The sequence below is a fragment of the Haemophilus sp. HMSC71H05 genome, from assembly GCF_001838635.1.
Classification (GTDB): domain Bacteria; phylum Pseudomonadota; class Gammaproteobacteria; order Enterobacterales; family Pasteurellaceae; genus Haemophilus_D; species Haemophilus_D parainfluenzae_R.
The window spans coordinates 383,563-404,703 of the sequence record NZ_KV838026.1 but is presented as its reverse complement, the minus strand read 5'-3'; the positions used below and the strand labels follow the sequence as shown (position 1 = coordinate 404,703).

Sequence of the window (21,141 nt, the reverse complement as noted above, 5' to 3'; positions counted from 1 at the left end):
ATTCTAGTCTTTGAGATAAATCCACATCAATATTCATGCTTTTATAGGTAATCTTATAAGGTATCAATTTTTAGGAGAATAATAATGACTGATAAACGACCATTTCCGTTACCAACAGGGTATTTTGCGATTCCATTAGGTTTAAGCGCTTTATCTTTAGCCTGGTTACATATGGGTGATACGCTCTCTTTTTCTCGAAATGTGAGTGATATTATTGGATTAATCTCTGTTTCAGTATGGGCACTTTTCGTCTTGCTTTATATTTATAAAATGATTTATTTCTCTCAAGAAGTACGAGATGAATATTGTTGTCCGATACGTTTTTCTTTTCTCGCCTTAATACCGATTACAACGATGTTAAGCGGGGATGTTCTGTATCGTTGGTTTCCTCTTATTGGCGAGGGATTAATTTGGATCGGGACAATTGGGCAACTGTTGTTTGCTTCAGTGCGTATTAGTGCATTATGGAAAGATGGCACATTTGAGGAAAAATCGACACTGCCACCTTTTTATTTGCCCTCTGTGGCGACTAACTTTACAAGTGCCTCATCATTAGCCTTGTTAGGCTATCAAGATTTAGGTTATTTGTTCTTAGGTGCAGGGATGATTGCTTGGATTATTTATGAACCAGTGTTATTCCAACGTTTACGCGTGTTGCAGATTGAACCACAATTTCGTCCAACAATGGGGATTATTCTCGCTCCAGCATTTGTGGGCTCGTCGGCTTACTTATCGCTTAATGGGGGAGAGATCGATCTTTTCGTTAAACTCTTATGGGGGGACGGTTTTTTACAAATATTCTTTTTAATTCGTTTGTTCCCTTGGATTAGTGAAAAAGGGCTTAATATTGGCTTCTGGGCTTTTTCATTCGGATTAGCTTCTTTAGCGAATGGGGCGGTTTCTTTTGTTCATCATAACGTACTGAGCGGATTGGCAAACGGTGCATTTATCTTTGCTAACTTGATGATGAGTGGTTTGGTGCTGATGACATTAGGAAAAATTTTCAAAGGACAATTTTGGTTAAAATAGCTTAAATAAAAAGTGCGGTTAAAAATGACCGCACTTTTTTTATGAATTTTTTAAATAACAACCTATCATTTACAAAAACTAGACATGTCGTCTTGCTGTTGATGTAAATGCAATTTTATCTGGTCGATAGCTAATACTCCCATATTGAAACGGTCGACCATCCGCCAAATAAGTGGTGCTTGTCACATTCACAACCATGTCATACTCACCAAGATCGATCGCATTTTTTTCTTCTTCGTTAGCATAGCGAAAGATAATTTTTCGTTGTGAGTGACTAATTTTTAATTTTAATTCGTTTTCTAAATAGTGATAAATAGAGTGTTCAGCGATTTCTCGGCTAATAAAAGGCACGATGCGGCGATCAAAATAAGAAACCTCGTATTCAACGGCTTCACCATCAATTTCACGGAGACGAGCAATACGGTAGAAATCGATCTGATCATCGACATTAAAAATATGCATCAGCTCTTCTTCACCTTGCACAATATACAAGCTGGTTAATGTGGTTTTTACTTGGTGCGTTGAGGTACTATTTAATTCGCTGACGGTTTTAATTTCAGAAAGCATTTGTGGTTTAGATAAGTCATGCTCTAAAACAATCGAATTTCGGCCTTGTTGCTTTTGAATGTAGCCATCAATTTCAAGTAAAGAAAGGGCTTTTCGAATAGTATCTTTAGAAAAACCATAGCTTTGCATGAGTTCATTTTCACTCGGGAGCTCTTGCAATGGTGCTAAATTACCATTGTTAATTTGGGTCTTTATCTCGTTATAGACCTGTTTATACTTGCTCATTTTTAATCCTTTTATCGACCGTTCGTTCCATAGGTTTCGCCATAGCATATCATAAAATCATAAATGTTATACGTATAAAATGTGATATTAGTCATATTTTTATGAAAATGTTTTAAACTTTTACGTATAAGTTGTTGCATAAAAATACGCTTAGGTTAGAATGTGCCAAAATATAACTTCCTAGAGGAAATATTATGCTTACTCGTTCAAGTGGTGTTCTTATGCACATTACCTCACTACCAAATGCATTCGGGATTGGTAGCTTTGGGCAATCGGCTTATGATTTTGTCGATTTTTTAGTTGAAACTAAACAAACTTATTGGCAAATTCTTCCACTTACCACCACCAGTTATGGTGATTCTCCTTATCAATCTTTCTCTGCAATTGCAGGCAATACTCACCTTATTGATTTTGACTTATTAACTCAAATGGGTTTGTTGAAAGAAGCGGATTATGCATCGGTTAATTTTGGTGATGATTCAACTAGCGTGGATTATGAGCGTATCTTCTATGCGCGCCGTCCGATTTTAGAAACAGCCGTGAAAAATTTTTTAGCGAATCAATCATTCCAAGCTGATTTCAAGAGTTTTGAGAAAAACAACCAATTATGGTTGGATGATTTTGCTGAGTTTATGGCAATTAAAGAGCATTTCGGCAATCAAGCATTGCAAAAATGGGCTGATAAAAAAGCGGTAGCGCGTGATCCAAAAACATTAGAAAAATATCGCACCATGTTAGCGGATCAAATTCAGTACTTTAAAGTGACGCAATATTTCTTCTTCAAACAATGGGGCGAATTAAAAGATTACGCGAATCAAAAGGGCATTAAGATTATCGGTGATATGCCGATTTATGTGGCGGCAGATAGCGTAGAAGTTTGGACAAAACCAGAACTCTTCCAATTAGATAAAGAACGCAATCCGCTTTTTGTCGCGGGGGTTCCTGCCGATCAATTCAGTGCAACGGGGCAGCTTTGGGGCAACCCGCTTTACGATTGGGAAGAACATAAAAAACAAGGCTATACTTGGTGGATTCACCGCATTGAAGAAAGCTTCAAGATTTATGATGTACTCCGCATCGACCATTTCAAAGGTTTCTCCGATTATTGGCAAGTAGATGGAAAAGCTGATATTGCTAAATACGGTAGTTGGCAGCCTGGTCCGGGTTATAACTTATTCAAAGTGGTTAAAGAACAACTAGGCGATTTGCCGATTATTGCTGAAGACTTAGGTAATATTGATGAAAAAGCCAGAAAGCTACTTACAGATTGTAATTATCCAGGCATGAAGATTTTGCAATTTGGCTTTGAAGATGTCAGTGGAAAAAGCTTAGATAGCCCGCATTATTGCATACCACATTCTATTGCTTATACAGGCACGCATGATAATGATGTGACCAATGGTTGGTATAACGGTCTTACCACCCAACAGCAGCAATATATCAATGATTATACGCACCGTCATAATGATGAGTCGATTTGCCAAGCAATGATTCGTCAGCTCTTTGCAACGGTCAACAATACTGCGATTGCAACGATGCAAGATATTTTAGATTCACCTGCGAGTTCAAGAATGAATGTTCCGTCAACAATTGGTGGAAACTGGCAATGGAGAATGCAGAAATCTGATTTAACACAAGATAAAAAAGACTTTTTAGCCAAAATGACCACGTTATATCAACGTGCTAATCAGGAAATCCCTATGATTAAATTTAGTACATTTGTAAAAAACAAAACCAATAAATCGCTTGAACAATTAAGCGATAAAGAAACTTATATTCAATTATTAAATTACGTGAAAACACTCTCTGCAGATAAACCTAAAAACACAGGTAAACGTAAGGTTTATTATATTTCTGCAGAATTCTTAATTGGTAAATTACTTTCTAATAACCTGATTAACCTTGGTGTGTATCAAGACATCAAAACGGAATTAGAAAGTGCGGGTAAATCATTAAGCCATATTGAAGATATTGAGCCAGAACCGTCTTTAGGAAATGGTGGGTTAGGTCGTTTGGCTTCTTGTTTTATTGATTCAATGTCTACGCTTGGCTTAAATGCTGAGGGGGTAGGTTTAAACTATCATTATGGGTTGTTCAAACAAGTCTTTAAAAAGAATGAACAACATGCTGAGCCTAATGACTGGATTGAAGATAGCTCTTGGTTAATTCCAACGGATATTAGCTATGAGGTGCCATTTAAGAAATTTACGTTAACTTCTAAATTAGATCGTATTGATATTCTAGGTTATAAGAAAGACACAAAAAACTATCTCAATTTATTTGATATTAAATCAGTGAATCCTAAACTGATTAAAAAAGGTATCGAGTTTGATAAAACTGCAATTGAAGAAAATCTAACATTATTCCTTTATCCAGATGATTCAGATAAAAATGGGGAATTACTGCGTATTTATCAACAATACTTCATGGTATCAAATGCAGCACAATTATTAATTGATGAAGCGATTGAACGTGGCAGTAATTTACATGATTTAGCCGATTATGCGTATGTTCAGATCAACGATACTCACCCTTCAATGGTGATTCCTGAATTAATTCGCTTATTAACGGAAAAACATCAGATTAAATTTGCAGAAGCCGTTGAAATTGTACGTAAGATGGTGGGCTACACAAACCATACAATTTTGGCTGAAGCATTAGAAAAATGGCCACTCGCTTATTTAGATGAAGTGGTGCCGCATTTAGTGGTGATCATTAAAAAATTAGATAAATTAGTGCGTGCCGAGTATAAAGATCCTGCCGTACAAATTATTGATAAACAAAAACGTGTGCATATGGCGCACATGGACATCCACTTTTCAAATTCTGTGAATGGTGTGGCGGCATTACATACGGAGATTTTGAAAAATTCAGAGCTTAAAGCGTTCTATGCGTTATATCCTGAAAAATTTAATAATAAGACAAACGGCATTACCTTCCGCCGTTGGTTAGAGTTTTCTAACCAACCATTAGCTGCTTATATTAAAGAATTGATTGGCGATGAGTATTTGCATGATGCAACGAAATTAGAAAAATTGTTAGCCTTTAAAGATGATAAAAAGGTTCATCAACAATTAGCGAAAATTAAGTTTGAAAACAAATTAGCATTAAAAGCGTACCTTAAAGAAAATAAAGGTATTGATTTAGATGAAAATTCAATCATTGATACGCAAATTAAGCGTTTCCATGAATATAAACGCCAACAAATGAATGCGCTTTATGTGATTCATAAATACTTAGAAATTAAAGCGGGTAAATTACCAAAACGTAAAATTACGGTGATTTTTGGTGGAAAAGCCGCACCAGCTTACGTGATTGCACAGGATATTATTCATTTAATTCTTTGCTTATCTGAGTTAATCAATAATGATCCTAAAGTGAATAAGTATTTAAACGTGCATTTGGTGGAAAACTATAATGTGAGCGTAGCGGAAAAACTGATTCCTGCAACCGATATTTCAGAGCAAATTTCACTTGCCTCTAAAGAAGCTTCCGGTACAGGGAATATGAAATTTATGCTTAATGGGGCGTTAACACTAGGCACAATGGATGGCGCTAATGTTGAAATTGCAGAATTAGCAGGTGCTGAAAATATCTATACATTCGGTAAAGACTCAGAAAGCATTATTAAACTTTATGAAACAGCAGGTTATGTTTCAAAAGAGTATTATGAAAACGACAAAGAGATTAAAAGAGCGGTTGATTTTATTCTTAATCCTGCGGTGGTGAAATTAGGTAATAAAACACGTTTAGAACGTCTTTATAACGAGTTATTAAATAAAGACTGGTTTATGACGTTAATTGACTTTAATGCTTATGTCGACGCGAAAGAACAAATCTTAGCAGATTATGAAGATCAAGATAGTTGGAATGAGAAAGTAGTTCACAATATCGCAAAAGCGGGCTTTTTCTCATCAGATCGTACTATTGCTCAATATAATGCAGACATCTGGCATTGTGAGGGCTAAGGGGGAAGCAATGAAACTACTTACCCTGAATGTACACGCTTGGTTAGAAGCTAACCAAGCGGAAAAAATAGAGATTCTTGCTGATACTATTGTAGAAAAGGGCTATGACATCATTGCCTTACAAGAGGTTAATCAATTGATGTCGGCTTCTGCGATTTCGCCAACATTAAAGCAAGATAACTATGGTGTCATTCTGTTGAATAAAATCAATCAACGCGTTGCACAAAAATATTCGCTTTTTTGGAGCAATTCGCATATTGGTTACGATAAATATGATGAAGGCATTGCGTTTTTAACCCGTTTGCCTGTTTATGATGTTGATGCGTTTTATTGTAGCCAACATCAACGTCTTGACTCAATTCTTTCGCGTAAAATCATTGGCTTGACGGTAGAATATCAAGGACAGTTAATTGAATGTTATTCTTGCCATATCAATTTGCCAAATTGTGATGGGGAAAACCAACTCGATAATGTTCGTTATATTGTAGAACGGAGTCAAAGTGCGAATCTTAAAATCTTGATGGGCGATTTCAATACTGATGCAATAAGCGACCAGCAAGCTTACCAACAAATTAAATCCTTAGGCTTATTCGATACATTTGAAATGGCAGAACAGAAGGATAGTGGCATCACTGTAGAGAAAGCGATTGACGGCTGGAAAGGCCATAGTCAAGAAAAGCGATTAGATTATATTTTTTTAAATCAGGCAAAAAAGGTTTTATCCAGTCAGGTTATTTTTAATGGGAAAAATAAACCGATTGTTTCCGACCATTTTGGCGTAGAAGTAGATCTCATCTTGTAGGAGGATTGATATGAAAAAACTACTCAGTTTTGAGTTTTGGCAAAAATTCGGTAAATGCCTAATGGTTGTGATTGCCGTTATGCCAGCAGCGGGTTTAATGGTGAGTATTGGTAACTCACTGCCTTTGATTAGTGACGCAGAATGGCTAGCGCGTGTCGGAAACATTATCGCTCAAATTGGTTGGGGGATTATCGGTAATCTTCATTTATTATTTGCTTTAGCAATTGGTGGTAGCTGGGCAAATGAGCGAGCAGGTGGGGCATTTGCAGCGGGCCTTGCTTTCATTTTAATTAACTTAATCACTGGTCACTTTTTCGGTGTGAAGATTGAAATGCTAGCCGATCCAAATGCTCACGTAAGTACCGTATTTGCAGGAGAAATCCCAGTTGCACATTACTTTGTGAATATTCTAGGACAGCCTGCGTTGAATATGGGGGTATTCGTCGGTATTATTGCGGGTTTTGTGGGGGCAACAACCTTCAATAGTTACTACAATTTCCGTAAATTACCTGAAGTACTCACTTTCTTTAATGGTAAACGTTTTGTTCCTTTCGTTGTCATTTATCGTTCTGTATTAGTCGCTATCGTTTTATCGCTATTCTGGCCTTTAGTTCAAACTGGAATTAACCATTTCGGTCAATGGATTGCGAACTCACAAAACTCAGCGCCAATTTTAGCACCATTTATTTATGGTACCTTAGAACGTCTGTTGCTTCCATTTGGTTTACATCATATGTTGACTATCCCAATGAACTACACTTCATTAGGCGGTACTTATGAGTTCTTAACCGGTGCACAACAAGGTAAACAAGTATTTGGCCAAGACCCACTGTGGCTTGCCTGGGTGACTGACTTAATTAACCTTAAAGATGCGGGTAACTTAACCCAATATAACGAACTTCTTTCAACCGTGACACCTGCTCGATTTAAAGTAGGACAAATGATTGGTTCAACTGGTATCTTAATGGGCTTGACTCTCGCAATGTATATCAATGTGGATGAAGACAAGAAAAAACTCTATAAAGGTATTTTCCTTTCATCAGCACTTGCGGTGTTCTTAACAGGGGTAACAGAGCCAATCGAATACATGTTTATGTTTGTCGCATTACCACTTTATATTGTTTATGCTTTAGTACAAGGTTGTGCTTTCGCCATGGCAGATATTGTGGACTTACGTGTGCATTCATTCGGTAACATTGAGTTCTTAACGCGTACACCAATGGCAATTAAAGCAGGCATTGGTATGGATGTGCTCAACTTTATTTGGGTATCTATCCTCTTTGCCGTTGCCATGTTCTTTATCGCAAACTTTATGATTAAGAAATTTAACCTTGCCACAGCAGGCCGTAATGGTAACTATGATGCAAAAGGTTCAGATGAAGCTTCTAGCGATGAACCAAAAGTGGCGAATGCTAGCGCACAAGTTATTCAAATCATCAACTTACTTGGCGGACGTAATAATATCGCGGATGTTGATGCTTGTATGACACGTTTACGTATCACTGTACATAATCCAGATTTAGTGGGTGATGAAGCAAGCTGGAAACAAGCGGGTGCAATGGGCTTTATTGTGAAAGGATCTGGTATCCAAGCGATTTATGGGCCAAAAGCAGATGTCTTAAAATCGGATATTCAAGACGTGCTTTCATCTGGCGTTGATATTCCTAAAATGTAATTCAACCTAAATGCTAATTTTATCCCCGCTCTTCAAGGCGGGGATATCATATACCTCTCCTAGATATTGAATATCTTCAATATATCTCCAAAATTCCTTTATTTGATACCATCTATAAAATATTGTCACAACTTCGGCGCTAGAAAAAATACCGCTCATTGTGTAACGAGCGGTATTTCTAGTGTTAGAAGGGAGGTGGTCATTAAATGATTAACTGACCGATAATACTGCGAGTTTCTTCTCGAACCTCGGTAAGTTTCACTTTCACTAAATCACCGATTTTGTAACGGCGTTCCCCTTGAATATACAGTGCCAATTCATCAGCATTCACTTGCATTTCATCTTTATTTGGATGCAATGTGGAGGCCGGTACGAACATAGATGCGCCATTTTCCAATAATTGGACACGTAAACCACCACGCATCACATCTTGCACTTCTGCATCAAATTCAGCATTTTCTGCGACTTTATCAGCAAGATAGCGACAATATAACCAGTCTGCAATATCACGTTCAACCAAGCGATTTTGACGACGGGCTTCTTGTAAGCGAGCAAGGACTTCATCTTGTGGTTTTTCACAAGCTTGCTGTGTGAGCACGGCTTTAATTAAACGATGGTTCACCATATCGGAATATTTACGGATAGGCGATGTCCAAGTTGCATAACCTTCTAATCCAAGCCCAAAATGTGGAGCAAGTTCTGATTTAAATTCCGCAAAGGTTAAATAACGACGTAAACGGAATTCTAAATAGTCACCTTCAATCGGTTCAATATCATGACGCATTTGGCAATAACCCTTTAAGGTTGCCAAATTTTCTACCGAATAGCGTTCAGCAAGCTCGGCTTGATTTTCTTCATTAGCTAAATTTGCCATTAAGAAATTATGTGCGTTTTCTAAGAATTTCTTATCAAACCCAGAGTGTGTATTAAAAATACCGGTTTGCGCTTGTTCAGCTAAGAATTGAGCCGCACAGATATTAGCAATAATCATGGATTCTTCCACGATTTGATTTGCAATACGACGATATTCCGCTTTAATTTCTTTCACTTTGCCATTTTCAGCGAGAATAAAGGAGTAATCCGGTTTCTCTTTAAATAAAAGAGAATGCGTTTTACGCCATTGAATACGTGCTTTAGTAAATTGATGTAACCAATCAATTTGCTGTGCAATTTTTGGTGTTTCCGGTTGCCATGCATCCGGTACTTGTTCTAAATAATCTGAGATCTTGTTATAGACTAATTTCGCTTTAGATTGCACATAAGCAGACACAAAATTCGGTTTAGCCGTGATGTTACCTGCAAGATCCGTTTCAATGTAACACACTAATGCAGGGCGAGTTTCATTTGCCATTAATGAACATAATTCATCAGATAATTCACGAGGCAACATAGGAATGTTAAAGCCTGGCAAATAATTGGTGAAACAACGCTGTTTCGCATCTTTTTCAATTTGTGAATCTAATGCAATGTAAGCTGTTGGATCCGCAATAGCAACGACTAATCGCCAGCCAGTTTGTGTACCATTTTGCTCGACAGGTTCGATGTAAAGAGCATCGTCCATATCCTGTGTGCTTTCAGAGTCAATCGTGACAAAATGAAGTGCGGTCAGATCTTCACGTGTTTGTTGATCTAACATTTCATAACTTTCTGCACCTTGTACCGGATGACGAGATTGCTCATGACGTGCCAATGTCACCCACCAAGGGGCTAATTCATCATCAGCACGGCAGATAAATTGATTGATGGTAGCATAGAAAAAGCGATCATCACGTAATGGGTGCGTTTTTAAATTTGCTACGACCCAGTCGCCTTCTTGTAATTCTTCTTTTACTGATTTAGCTTGTTGCGCACCAATGGGCTGGTTGATGCTTGGATGATCAACCAAAACTTGCAATTTCTTGTCTTTATTGAATCGCACTTTGGCAATAAAGCGCGTGAGCATTGGCTCAATTAATTCTTCAGGTTCAGCTTGCTCTTTATCGCCTTGTTTTTCAATGGTAGCTTTGATTTTGTCACCGTGCATGACCTTTTTCATTGCAGGTGGGGCAATAAAGTAGCTTTTTTTATCGCACTCTAAAAAACCATAAGCTTTATCAGTACTTTTTACCACGCCTTCAACGTGTTCTTTGCTATCGTGGATTTGTTGCTTAAGTTGTGCGAGTAATGGATTATCTTGGAACATAGTTATATTTAAAAAAAGAGAAAAGGCAGACTGAAAAGCCTGCCTAAAAATAGATTGTACGAAAAATTATTCTTCGCCTAATTCGCCCATTGCGGTGATGCTGAAACCAGCATCTACGTGAACGATTTCACCGGTAATACCCGATGCTAAATCAGAGCATAAGAATGCTGCTGAGTTACCCACATCTTCGATAGTAACAGTGCGGCGTAATGCTGCGGTTTTCTCAAATGCAGAAAGCATTTTCTTGAGGTTTTTAATGCCTGATGCTGCTAAGGTACGGATAGGACCCGCAGAAATCGCATTCACACGAATACCTTCTTTACCTAAATCCGCAGCCATCACGCGAGTTGCCGCTTCAAGAGATGCTTTCGCTAAACACATGACGTTGTAGTTAGGAATCGCGCGCTCTGCACCTAAGTAAGAAAGGGTTAATAATGCTGCATTTGGATTTAAGTAAGGACGTGCTGCTTGTGCCATAGCAACGAAGCTGAATGCACTGATATCGTGAGCGATACGGTAGCCTTCACGAGTTGCTGCGTTTACGTAATCACCATCTAATTGGTCGCCTGGTGCGAATGCGATAGCGTGTACGAAACCATCAAATTTTTCCCAACGTTTGCTTAATTCAGCAAAGCAGTTTTGGATGCTTTCATCGGTCGCTACGTCTAAAGGAAGTACGATGTCAGAACCAAATTCTTTTGCAAATTCTTCTACGCGTGGTTGTAATTTATCGTTTAAATAAGTGAAAGCAAGTTCAGCACCTTGTTCTTTCATTGCTTTTGCGATCCCGTAAGCGATAGAACGGTTGCTTGCAAGACCTGTTACTAAAATACGTTTACCAGTTAAGAAACCCATATTTTCTCCTATGTTTGAGTTAAAAAAATCGACGAGATTATACTTGTTTTGTGTGCTTTCGGCAATCAATCACACTTTGTACCAGTTAGGCTGGATTATCAATATCTTTAAATTCTACATCCAAGCCATATTCAGCCGCTAGCCATTCACCTAATGCCTTAATGCCGTAGCGTTCTGTTGCATGGTGACCAGCCGCAAAGAAATGAATACCTTGCTCACGAGCTGAGTGAATTGTTTGCTCCGAAACCTCACCGGTAATAAAGGCATCACAACCTTGTGCTGCCGCTAAATCAATATAGCCTTGTCCGCCACCGGTACAAATACCAATTTTACGGATTAAGTGCGGTCCATTTTCGATGCAAATTAACGGTTTGCGTTGAAGCACTTGTTCAATACGTTGTGCAAACTCTTCAGCGGTAACAGGATCTTTTAACGTTCCCCAAACAGGAATGCTGGTTGCGCTATTTTCTAAAGGTTGGAGATCGCTAATCCCTAATAACTGAGCAAGTTTTGCGTTGTTGCCTAATTCCGGGTGAACATCCAAAGGTAAGTGGTAGCCGTATAAATTAATATCATTTACAAGTAAGGTTTTGATGCGTTTGCCTTTCATGCCGCGAATACATGGATTTTCACTTTTCCAAAAATAGCCATGGTGGACAAGTACCGCATCAGCTTGTTGTGCAACGGCATAATCAATTAGTGCTTGGCTTGCGGTGACACCCGTGATGATCTTTTTGATCTCCGCTTTGCCTTCTACTTGCAAACCGTTAGGTGCATAATCGTTAATTCTGTCTGTGCTAAGTTTTTCGTTGAGTAAACGTTCAAGTTCTAGATTGTTCATGATTTCTAAGAAAAAAGAAAAAGGTGAGATATGGTAAGAGATTTCAAAAAAAATGGCTAGTGCAAAAGGAGTGGGGGGAATGCACTAGCCAGTAGAGTGTTTGTAATAAAACAAGTTTACTATCTAAAACGAGATTCATTATATATTTAATTATATAAAGATCAAGAAAAAAATAAGGAAAAATTTCCCTATTTTTCGATGTGTCGTTTTTGTGTTCGAAAATAGATGAAAAATCAACCGCACTTATGAATACAAACTTGGTTCATCCTCAGTTGGACGGGTTTTAAATCGGCGGTGTAGCCACATGTATTGTTCCACATCTTTTAAGATTTCTTTTTCCACGACTTTATTCATTCTTGCAGCGATTGCTGTTTCATCTGAAAGATCGGAAAAATCTACTGGTGGAGAAATACTGACCGTATAGCCTGAGCCGTCTTTATTACGCAATGGAGCAAAAGGGACGACTTTACAATTTGGTGCAGATTTAAGCAGATAATAACTACCCGTTGTGGTAGCCGCTTCTTTTACAGCAAAAAAAGGCACAAATACGGCATTTTTTCGTCCGTAATCATGATCAGGCGCATACCAAATAGTTTCACCTTTGCGTAAGGCTTTGAGCATACCACGCAGATCTTTTCGGTTCAGCATATCTTTGTTTGAACGTAAACGACCTTTAATTTGCAACCAATCCAGTACAGGATTGTCATTGGGACGATAAACGCCTACGCCAGGATGATGTAATCCCACAATACGCGCGCCTAATTCAAGCGTAAGAAAATGGACACCAACAAAGATAATGCCGTCTTGGGCATTTTCTTTTAAATAATTTAATCCTTCAATTTTTGACCATTTTTTAATGCGCGCATCAGACCAAAACCATGCCATGCCGGTTTCAATAATTGCCATTCCAACAGCACGTAAGTTTTCTTGCAAAATGGCTTCACGTTCTTGAACGGGCATTTCAGGGAAGCAGAGCTCAAGATTTCGACGGGCAATCGCCGCACGACGTTTTCCCACTTTTAATTTTGAGAAAAGCCAGCCTAAGCCATTGCCGATATGACGTAGAATTGGATAGGGAAGTAACAAAAGGCTTCGCCAAATCGCCACACCAAGCCAAAATCCCCAGTATTTAGGGGCTAGAAAGTACGGTTGAAATTGAGGGAGTTTTTCGTTTTTCATAATTCTTTTCTGGTTAGTTCGGCGTGTAGTTTATCGCAAATTTGAGTTGTGGTAAAATTGCGCCAAATTTTTATTATTCCAACAGAGAGATTTCAAAATGGCTCAATATTCTGCCAATTTTAATCAAGCAAAAGTATTAGTGTTAGGCGATGTCATGCTTGACCGTTACTGGTTTGGTGCAACTAATCGTATTTCACCGGAAGCACCGGTTCCTGTGGTTAGAGTACAAGATAATGAAGAGCGTGCAGGTGGTGCAGCAAACGTGGCGATGAATATTGCTTCTCTTAATGTCCCTGTGCAAATTTTAGGTTTAATTGGTCAAGATGAAACAGGCACAGCCTTAACCAATTTATTACAACATCAAAAAATTGATTGTAATTTTGTGGCATTGGATACTCACCCAACTATTACGAAATTACGCATTTTGTCTCGTCACCAACAATTACTTCGTTTGGATTTTGAAGAAGATTTCCAAAATGTGGAATGTCATGAGTTGCTTGCGAAATTAGAAGCCGAAGTGAAAAACTTTGGTGCGTTAGTGCTTTCTGATTATGGTAAAGGCACGTTAAAAGATGTGCAAAAAATGATTCAAATTGCACGCAAAGCAAACGTACCAGTCTTGATCGATCCAAAAGGCACAGATTTTGAGCGTTATCGTGGTGCGACTTTACTGACGCCAAATATGTCAGAGTTTGAAGCGGTGGTAGGTAAGTGTGATTCTGAAGAAGAAATCATTGAGAAAGGCTTAAAATTAATTTCAGACATCGAATTGACCGCACTTTTAGTGACCCGTTCTGAAAAAGGTATGACATTACTTCGTCCAAATCAAGAGCCGTTCCATTTGCCAACCGTTGCCAAAGAAGTATTCGATGTAACAGGTGCGGGTGATACAGTAATCAGTGTCTTAGCTACTGCACTTGCAGATGGTCGTTCTTTTGAAGAATCTTGCTATTTAGCCAATGTGGCGGCAGGTATTGTGGTCGGTAAATTGGGTACATCAACGGTTTCTACTGTGGAGTTAGAGAATGCGATCCATGGTCGTTCTGAAACCGGCTTCGGTATTATGTCAGAAAGCCAATTAAAAATGGCGGTCGATCATGCTAAAGCTCGCGGTGAGAAAATCGTGATGACAAACGGTTGTTTCGATATTCTTCATCCAGGACATGTGTCTTACTTAGAAAATGCTCGCAAACTTGGCGATCGTTTAATTGTTGCGGTGAATACGGATGATTCAGTCAAACGCTTAAAAGGTGAAAGTCGTCCAATTAACAATCTGAATGCACGTATGGCTGTATTGGCAGGCTTAGCGTCAGTGGATTGGGTGGTTTCTTTTGATGAAGATACGCCGCAACGTTTAATCGGTGAGATTTTACCGGATTTATTAGTAAAGGGTGGCGATTACAAACCTGAAGAGATTGCAGGCAGCAAAGAAGTGTGGGCGAATGGTGGCGATGTTCGAGTATTGAATTTCGAAAATGGCTGTTCAACTACAAATGTGATTGAAAAAATCAAAGCGCTGAAAGATTAATAACTTTATAAAAAACGGGCAACCTTTTTTACAAGTTGCCCGTTTTTTATTTTAGAATTTATATCGGATATTGCCGAAATAAACACGTCCTTCTTCTGGGTAACCAGCTTGGTAAGCGTAGTTTTTATCAAAGAGGTTTGATACCCCAGCTTCTACACTTAATCCTGAAACCGGTTCATAGATCAATTTCGCATTGCTGTTTCCAAAACCAGAGAGCTTCACGGTTTCACCGCCATCTAAATAATAACGGCCATGTTCCGCTTCTTGGCTCACATAAAGTGAAAGGTTTGGTAATATTTTCCAATCAACAAATGCAAAGAATTTATGTTTTGGCACATTCTTCACAATGGTATCTTGGGTTTTATTTTTTGCATGAGTATAGGTGTAATTTGCCCCTAACGTTAAATTATCTGTTGCAAAAAGATTCACGGCTAATTCAGCACCTTTAAAGGCTTCTTTGCCTACATTTTGATATTGATTGAGTTTTTTGCTAATCGCGACTTCTTCAATGGCATCTTTTACTTCAGAATAGAAAAGTGCGCTATCCACTCTTAACCAATCGCTAAAGGTATGCATATAACTAGCTTCGTAATGGTAAGCGGTTTCTGGGCTTAAGAATGGATTCGGCTCAGTACGACCAAATCGGCGAGAATAACGTTCTTTCATGGTGGCAAAACGTGTTTTCTTCGCAAAACTTAGCGTAAATTCATCATGTTCAGAGAAATGATGGGCAAGTTTGATTTGATAATTAAAGGCGTGTTTGTTACCGATATCAAACGGGCAAATCGCATTTTTTTGGTGAGTTGAAACACATTGTTTTTCAAATTTCTCTGCACGGCTGGCATCGCGTTTATCGTAGCTGATACCAGTAATCAGTGAGGTTTGCTCATTAAAACGATGAGTATTTTCTAAACCAAAGCTGTAGGTACGATCTTTATCGACTGCGGTAGGTTCATCATCATTATGTTCGCGATGCACGTCATATTTAATGAGGGTAGAGAATTTTAAGCGGTCTTTGGAGGTTAAATCGCCACCTAAATCAAAGCCTGCACCGTAGGAATAATCACGGTAATAGCTATTAAAGCTTGATTTTTTCTTTTGAGTGCTGAATGTGGCATCATCAAAAGCACGTAGGTCATTTTTAAAGGTATCGTAAAATGCTTTCGTGTTTAGCGTGAGATTGTGGGCGCCAAATTCAGTATGGGAAAGGAAATAGATACTGTCTTTATCCCACATCGGCCAGCGCCAATAGCGTTCAAAACTATCAGATCCAGAATAGAAAGGTGATTCTTTGGTGCCTTTTTGTGTGGAGAACGCCAGTGCGTATTCGTCATGCTCATTTGGTGTATAAGCAACTTTCAAACTTAATTTTTTATCACGTTGTTTAGAATTTTCGGCTCGACCGCCATCATCGCCTTTTGGATTGATTTGTTGATAATGATGAGAAAGTTGTAAGCCTTGTTTTTCAACAAAAGAACCACTTATTTGAGCATAGAATAGTTCTTGTTTAGTGCCTAAATTAAAATCTGTTTTATTGGTTGCGGTGCCACCACTTTTACCGTGTGAAAAGCCATAGCCAATAGAACCTTCGAAAGGTTGAGTTGGTTTTTTAGAAATTAAATTCACGGCACCACCCATCGTATTTGCGCCATAAAGCACAGAGCTTGCGCCCTTAGAAATATCAATACGAGATAAATCAAAGGTGGTAAAACGCCCCAAGTCCATTTCACCATCATAAGGAACATAAACCGGAATACCATCCATAAATACCGGTACGCGGCGAGCATTAAAACCACGCACGAGTAAGTTGTATTCGTTGCGTGCGCCGCCATGTTCGACAAACACACCCGGTGTGCTTTTTGCTACATCAGACACTCGATCTTGGTTATTTTTTTGTAATTCAGCCTGGTCAATACGCGCGGTGCTGAGATCACTTGATTTTTCACCGATGACTTCAATTTGACCAAGGGTAAATACATTTTCGGCATAAGCAGGCAAGCAAGCCAAACTAATGGCGATGCAAAGCAGTTTCTTTTCCATTGGAACATCCTTTTAGGTTAGGGTTGAAGCGTAACTTCAATGCAATGGTGATCGCGGCGAAAATTTTTTCATCATTATGAGGGAAATTTTCTCGCAAAGTGCGGTTAGCATCGCTGAAGTTTATTTTTCCGTTAGCTAATTCGGTGAATAAAACCGAAGGGTTGAGCTGAAGTTGCTCCGCAATTTGCAGAATTGAAAAGTGCTCAAACGTCATGATCAAACGATCTAAATTGCAATAGGTGGGATAGCGATTATGTGTCACCAAATCGGTAAATTGTTGCACAATTTTGACCGCTTTATTTTTTCGATTAAAGAAGTGTAAAACCACGCCCAAAATAAGCAGTAACGCCGAACCTAAATGCCACTGAAATATGCCCTGAATGGGCCACTGAAAGTAGATCCCTAAGCCACTGAACAATATGCCAGCCAATCCCGCAATGAGCATGCAAAGCAAGCAAAACTTATAAATTACATCCCATTTCATTTTTTCACCTTTAGCTATGAATAATAAATGTTATATAATAAAAAACATAACGATGACATTCTACCAAAATTTATTTACTATGTTAAAAAATATATAGCGTTAAAATAAAGTCATCTCATTTTAAATCGCTAAAAGAGGGAAGAATATGAAAAAATGGATAGGTATTGCACTTGCGCTTTGTGTATCAACCAGTGCATTTGCAACAGAAGAAATCGCTTATTTGGCGGGGGAATTACCTCCATCAGCTAAAATTGAAAAAGTATTAAGTGCGGGTAATCCGGCTGATGTGTTGCTCCTTTCAAGCGCGCCCAATAAATTACTGGGATTGGCGGGATTTAATATGGAAAAACGTGGAAAATTGTTTCCTTCAGCACAACAATCTTTACCAACCTTAGGGAAAATTGCCGGAAAAGGCAGCACGCTCTCGCCAGAGAAAATTGTGGCATTGCAACCGAATTTAATTATTGATGTAGGCAATGTTACCCCAAACTATATCGATCAAGCAAAACGGACTTTTGACCAAACAGGTGTACCTTATTTGCTGCTAGACGGCAAACTCAGTGAAACACCGACCACTTTGCGTTACTTGGGAAAAATACTAGGCGTAGAAAATCTCACTGAACCTCAAGCGAAGTATGCAGAAGAAACCCTCAAACAAGCGGTCGAAAATGCCTCTAAATTGACCAAAACCTTCTATTTAGCTCGTAGTGCAGATGGCTTACAAACAGGACAAAAAGGCTCTATTCATACAGAAGCCATTGAAATGGTTGGTTTAAAAAATGTGGTGGAAGGCGATCATAAAGGGCTCACGCAGGTTTCGATGGAGCAGCTTTTATTATGGAATCCTGATGTGATTTTCACCCAATATCCTGAGTTTTTGCAAACCTTAAAAGATAATCCGCAATGGCAACAGTTAAGTGCGGTTAAAAATGGACGGGTTTTTTTAATCCCGAATAATCCATTTGGTTGGTTAGATTCGCCACCTAGTGTGAACCGTTTGCTTGGCGTACGTTGGGTCTCGCATTTAGTTAGCGGTAAACCTATGACTGAATTTACAAAAGAAGTACAAACGTTTTATCACGTGTTCTATCAGATTGAATTAACCCAAGATCAAGCAACTCAATTGCTGCATGATGTGAAATAGTTATGCCGTATTTTGTTCAACGTAATCCCAAACTCTTTTTCACTTCGTTAGTGATTTTATTAGTCGGCACCATTTTGCTTTCATTGAATGTGGGGCGATTTCCGATTTCTCCCCTTCAACTTGGACAAGCGATTCGTTGTCTATTTGAAACGGAATGTCAAACGCCTTCTTCCGTTGAAACGGTGCTTTGGCATATTCGTACCCCGCGTATTTTGGTCGCCTGTTTAGTCGGTGCCGCATTAGCCGCCGCAGGCGCGACTTATCAAGGGATGTTTAAAAATCCGTTGGTTTCTCCTGATATCTTAGGTGTTTCAAGCGGTGCTGGGCTAGGGGCATCACTGGCAATTTTCTACAATTTACCGATGTTTTACGTGCAGCTTTTTGCCTTTAGTGGCGGTATCTTGGCGGTGCTGTGTGTTTCGATGGTCGCATCACGAAGCCGTAATCAAGATCCGATTTTGGTCTTAGTGCTTTCAGGGATTGCTATCGGTTCATTACTTGGTGCAGGTATTTCACTGTTAAAAATTTTAGCCGATCCTTTCACCCAATTACCTTCGATTACTTTTTGGCTATTAGGCAGTTTCACGGCCGTAGGAGTGAAAGAATTAACTCAACTTGCCCCTATTTTGATACTCGGCATTCTGCCACTTTTCTTATTGCGTTGGCGCTTAAATCTGCTCGCCTTAGAAGAAGATGAGGCTAAAAGCCTCGGTATTCCTATCCAACGCACGCGCTATATTTTGATTATTTTCACTACGCTTTGCACCGCAAGTGCGGTCTCCATTACGGGGATTATTGGCTGGGTCGGTTTGCTTGTACCCCATATCGCGCGATTATTAGTGGGGGCCAATTTTATTTTATTGCTGCCGACATCGTTGTTGCTTGGCGCGAGTTTTTTACTTCTCACCGACACACTCGCCCGCACGGTTGCAAGCATTGAACTTCCCATCGGGATTTTAACTTCTGCTTGTGGTGCCCCATTTTTCCTCTATTTATTGTTGAGAGGGCGAAAATGAATTTAATTGAAACGCAACAACTGAAGATTGGCTATGGCAGTAAGCCTCTGCTAGACAGGATCAATTTTGCATTAAAACCTCAGCAAATTTGCTGTTTACTTGGTGCCAATGGGGCGGGGAAAAGTACTTTCTTAAAAACCTTACTAGGTTTGCAACCTGCACTTAATGGGCAAATTCTCTTTCAAAATCGACCGCTTGCTACATATTCTGCCGCTGAATTAGCATGCGAAATTGCCTATGTGCCGCAAGCACACGCGCAACTTTTTCCTTTTCTGGTGCAAGATATGGTGTTGATGGGGCGTTCTGCATATCTAAAATGGTATCAAACCCCAAAAGCCGAAGATAAAGATCTTGCTCTTGCGGCTTTAGCGGAATTACAAATAACCCACCTTGCTAAACGTTATTACCATGAACTCAGTGGGGGCGAAAAACAACTCGTGCTCATCGCCCGAGCCATTGCACAACAGGCGAAATTGTTGATTATGGACGAACCAACAGCCAGTCTTGATTTCGGTAACCAAATTAGAGTGTTGGAAAAAATTAAACAGTTACAACATCAAAATATCGCCTTACTGATTACGACTCACAATCCTCAACAAGCGGTCTATTTAGCTGAAAATATTGCGATGCTCGATCAAGAATTTGGTTTCCAGCAAGGTGAAAAAAGTGAACTGATGACCTTTGAAAACCTCGCCAAAATTTACCGCACTTCAGTTCAGGAATTGCAAAAACATCTCAACATTTAAGGATAAACTATGATTTATTTCTCAGACAAAGAACTCGATGATTTTTTATTGGAAGATATTTATCGCGGCGACTTAACCACGCACGCATTAGGGCTAGAAAAAGTCCCTGCAAAAATTGAATTCAAACGTAAAAATGCCGGAGTAGTGGCAGGGATTTCGGTGGCAGAACGGTTACTGAAAAAATTAGACATTACGCCTCAGGTTTATGTGAATGAAGGGGAATCCGTTGAAGCAGGTGCTGTGTTGCTAAGTGCGGTCGATTCTGCGGACAAATTACAGCAGGCATGGAAAGTAGTGCAGCTTGTATTGGAATGGTCTTGTGGCGTGGCACAATACACGGCGGAGATGATTGCTAATGCCAAAGCCATTAACCCGCATGCGGTGGTGGCTTGTACCCGTAAAAGTATCCCGAATACCCGTAAACTGGCGACCAATGCGGTGCTGGCTGCTGGCGGACATATTCATCGTCAAGGCGTGAGTGAAACCTTACTGGTTTTCACAAATCATCGTAATTTATTGGCTGAACCGAATAACTGGGTGCATATTGTGGAAGCCTTAAAGCGTGAAGCACCAGAAAATAAGATCACTCTCGAAGCAGACAATTTTGCTCAATTCGAACAAATGATTACAGCCTCTCCTGATATTATTCAGCTAGATAAATGGTCGGTTGAAGACGTGAAAGCCGCCTTAGATCTCATTAACACGCAAGGCAAAACGATTACGCTTTCCGTCGCAGGTGGGGTGAATAAAAATAATGTGGCAGATTATGCCAAGTTAGGTATTCATTTGTTTATTACTTCTGCGCCTTATTATGCGGCACCAGAAGATATTAAGGTGGTAATTACTAAGGCATAGAATTT

At 39.2% G+C, this 21,141-nt stretch carries 16 protein-coding genes; 9 read left to right on the top strand and 7 right to left on the bottom strand.

The annotated features are described in order from the left end of the window. Positions 1-84: 84 nt before the first annotated feature. Entirely contained in the window at positions 85-1,029 is a 945-nt protein-coding gene (tehA, locus tag HMPREF3279_RS03325) for a dicarboxylate transporter/tellurite-resistance protein TehA (protein WP_070868064.1), read from the top strand. Between the two features lie 78 nt (positions 1,030-1,107). Here the strand turns inward: tehA and HMPREF3279_RS03320 are convergent, their stop codons facing one another. Then, a complete protein-coding gene (locus tag HMPREF3279_RS03320) occupies positions 1,108-1,821 on the bottom strand; it encodes a UTRA domain-containing protein (protein WP_049370291.1) in 714 nt (237 codons plus the stop codon). 194 nt (positions 1,822-2,015) lie between these two features. Here HMPREF3279_RS03320 and malQ point away from each other — a divergent pair, with 194 nt between their 5' ends. From malQ to HMPREF3279_RS03305, 3 genes are read left to right on the top strand one after another with little or no spacing between them, the layout of a single operon-like run. Then, positions 2,016-5,789, top strand: a complete 3,774-nt coding sequence (malQ, locus tag HMPREF3279_RS10010; RefSeq protein WP_083327154.1) for a 4-alpha-glucanotransferase — start codon at positions 2,016-2,018, stop codon at positions 5,787-5,789. Between the two features lie 10 nt (positions 5,790-5,799). After that, positions 5,800-6,591: an endonuclease/exonuclease/phosphatase family protein gene (locus tag HMPREF3279_RS03310; RefSeq protein ID WP_070868063.1), complete on the top strand. Its 792-nt coding sequence runs from the start codon at positions 5,800-5,802 to the stop codon at positions 6,589-6,591. A gap of 10 nt (positions 6,592-6,601) precedes the next feature. After that, positions 6,602-8,266 carry a PTS transporter subunit IIBC gene (locus HMPREF3279_RS03305; protein WP_070868062.1) on the top strand — a complete coding sequence of 555 codons (1,665 nt, stop codon included), beginning with the start codon at positions 6,602-6,604 and terminating at the stop codon, positions 8,264-8,266. Between the two features lie 202 nt (positions 8,267-8,468). On the opposite strand, the gene rnb is transcribed toward HMPREF3279_RS03305, so the two are convergent. The 4 genes from rnb to HMPREF3279_RS03285 all read right to left on the bottom strand — a co-directional run bounded on the left by rnb (position 8,469) and on the right by HMPREF3279_RS03285 (position 13,323). Continuing rightward, positions 8,469-10,448, bottom strand: a complete 1,980-nt coding sequence (gene rnb, locus HMPREF3279_RS03300; protein WP_049367407.1) for an exoribonuclease II — start codon at positions 10,446-10,448, stop codon at positions 8,469-8,471. 66 nt (positions 10,449-10,514) lie between these two features. Further along, complete coding sequence (locus tag HMPREF3279_RS03295; protein WP_049365990.1) at positions 10,515-11,303, bottom strand: SDR family oxidoreductase; 789 nt, start codon at positions 11,301-11,303, stop codon at positions 10,515-10,517. Between the two features lie 85 nt (positions 11,304-11,388). Beyond that, the gene (locus HMPREF3279_RS03290; protein ID WP_070868061.1) at positions 11,389-12,144 is read right to left on the bottom strand and encodes a Nif3-like dinuclear metal center hexameric protein; all 756 of its coding nucleotides are present in this window, start codon (positions 12,142-12,144) and stop codon (positions 11,389-11,391) included. A 243-nt stretch (positions 12,145-12,387) separates the two neighbouring features. Next, the gene (locus HMPREF3279_RS03285; protein ID WP_049384091.1) at positions 12,388-13,323 is read right to left on the bottom strand and encodes a Kdo(2)-lipid IV(A) acyltransferase; all 936 of its coding nucleotides are present in this window, start codon (positions 13,321-13,323) and stop codon (positions 12,388-12,390) included. A gap of 97 nt (positions 13,324-13,420) precedes the next feature. Between HMPREF3279_RS03285 and hldE the strand changes: the two genes are divergently transcribed. Then, the gene (hldE, locus tag HMPREF3279_RS03280; protein ID WP_049384092.1) at positions 13,421-14,851 is read left to right on the top strand and encodes a bifunctional D-glycero-beta-D-manno-heptose-7-phosphate kinase/D-glycero-beta-D-manno-heptose 1-phosphate adenylyltransferase HldE; all 1,431 of its coding nucleotides are present in this window, start codon (positions 13,421-13,423) and stop codon (positions 14,849-14,851) included. Positions 14,852-14,902: 51 nt separating this feature from the next. On the opposite strand, the gene HMPREF3279_RS03275 is transcribed toward hldE, so the two are convergent. Beyond that, positions 14,903-16,891 (bottom strand): TonB-dependent receptor plug domain-containing protein, encoded by a 1,989-nt coding sequence (locus HMPREF3279_RS03275; RefSeq protein WP_070868060.1) that lies wholly within the window; start codon positions 16,889-16,891, stop codon positions 14,903-14,905. Then, the gene (locus HMPREF3279_RS03270; RefSeq protein ID WP_070868059.1) at positions 16,860-17,375 is read right to left on the bottom strand and encodes a hypothetical protein; all 516 of its coding nucleotides are present in this window, start codon (positions 17,373-17,375) and stop codon (positions 16,860-16,862) included. Before HMPREF3279_RS03270 ends, HMPREF3279_RS03275 begins: the two co-directional genes overlap by 32 nt. 145 nt (positions 17,376-17,520) lie before the next feature. Here HMPREF3279_RS03270 and HMPREF3279_RS03265 point away from each other — a divergent pair, with 145 nt between their 5' ends. From HMPREF3279_RS03265 to modD, 4 genes are read left to right on the top strand one after another with little or no spacing between them, the layout of a single operon-like run. Beyond that, a complete protein-coding gene (locus tag HMPREF3279_RS03265; RefSeq protein ID WP_070868058.1) occupies positions 17,521-18,519 on the top strand; it encodes an iron ABC transporter substrate-binding protein in 999 nt (332 codons plus the stop codon). 2 nt (positions 18,520-18,521) lie between these two features. Next, the gene (locus HMPREF3279_RS03260) at positions 18,522-19,535 is read left to right on the top strand and encodes a FecCD family ABC transporter permease (RefSeq protein WP_070868057.1); all 1,014 of its coding nucleotides are present in this window, start codon (positions 18,522-18,524) and stop codon (positions 19,533-19,535) included. Then, positions 19,532-20,281, top strand: coding sequence for an ABC transporter ATP-binding protein (locus HMPREF3279_RS03255; RefSeq protein WP_070868056.1), 750 nt, complete (start codon positions 19,532-19,534; stop codon positions 20,279-20,281). The genes HMPREF3279_RS03260 and HMPREF3279_RS03255 overlap by 4 nt, the downstream gene beginning before the upstream one ends. Before the next feature lie 9 nt (positions 20,282-20,290). Then, on the top strand, positions 20,291-21,136 hold the full coding sequence (gene modD, locus HMPREF3279_RS03250) for a ModD protein (protein ID WP_049384098.1): 846 nt from the start codon (positions 20,291-20,293) through the stop codon (positions 21,134-21,136). Positions 21,137-21,141: the final 5 nt, after the last annotated feature.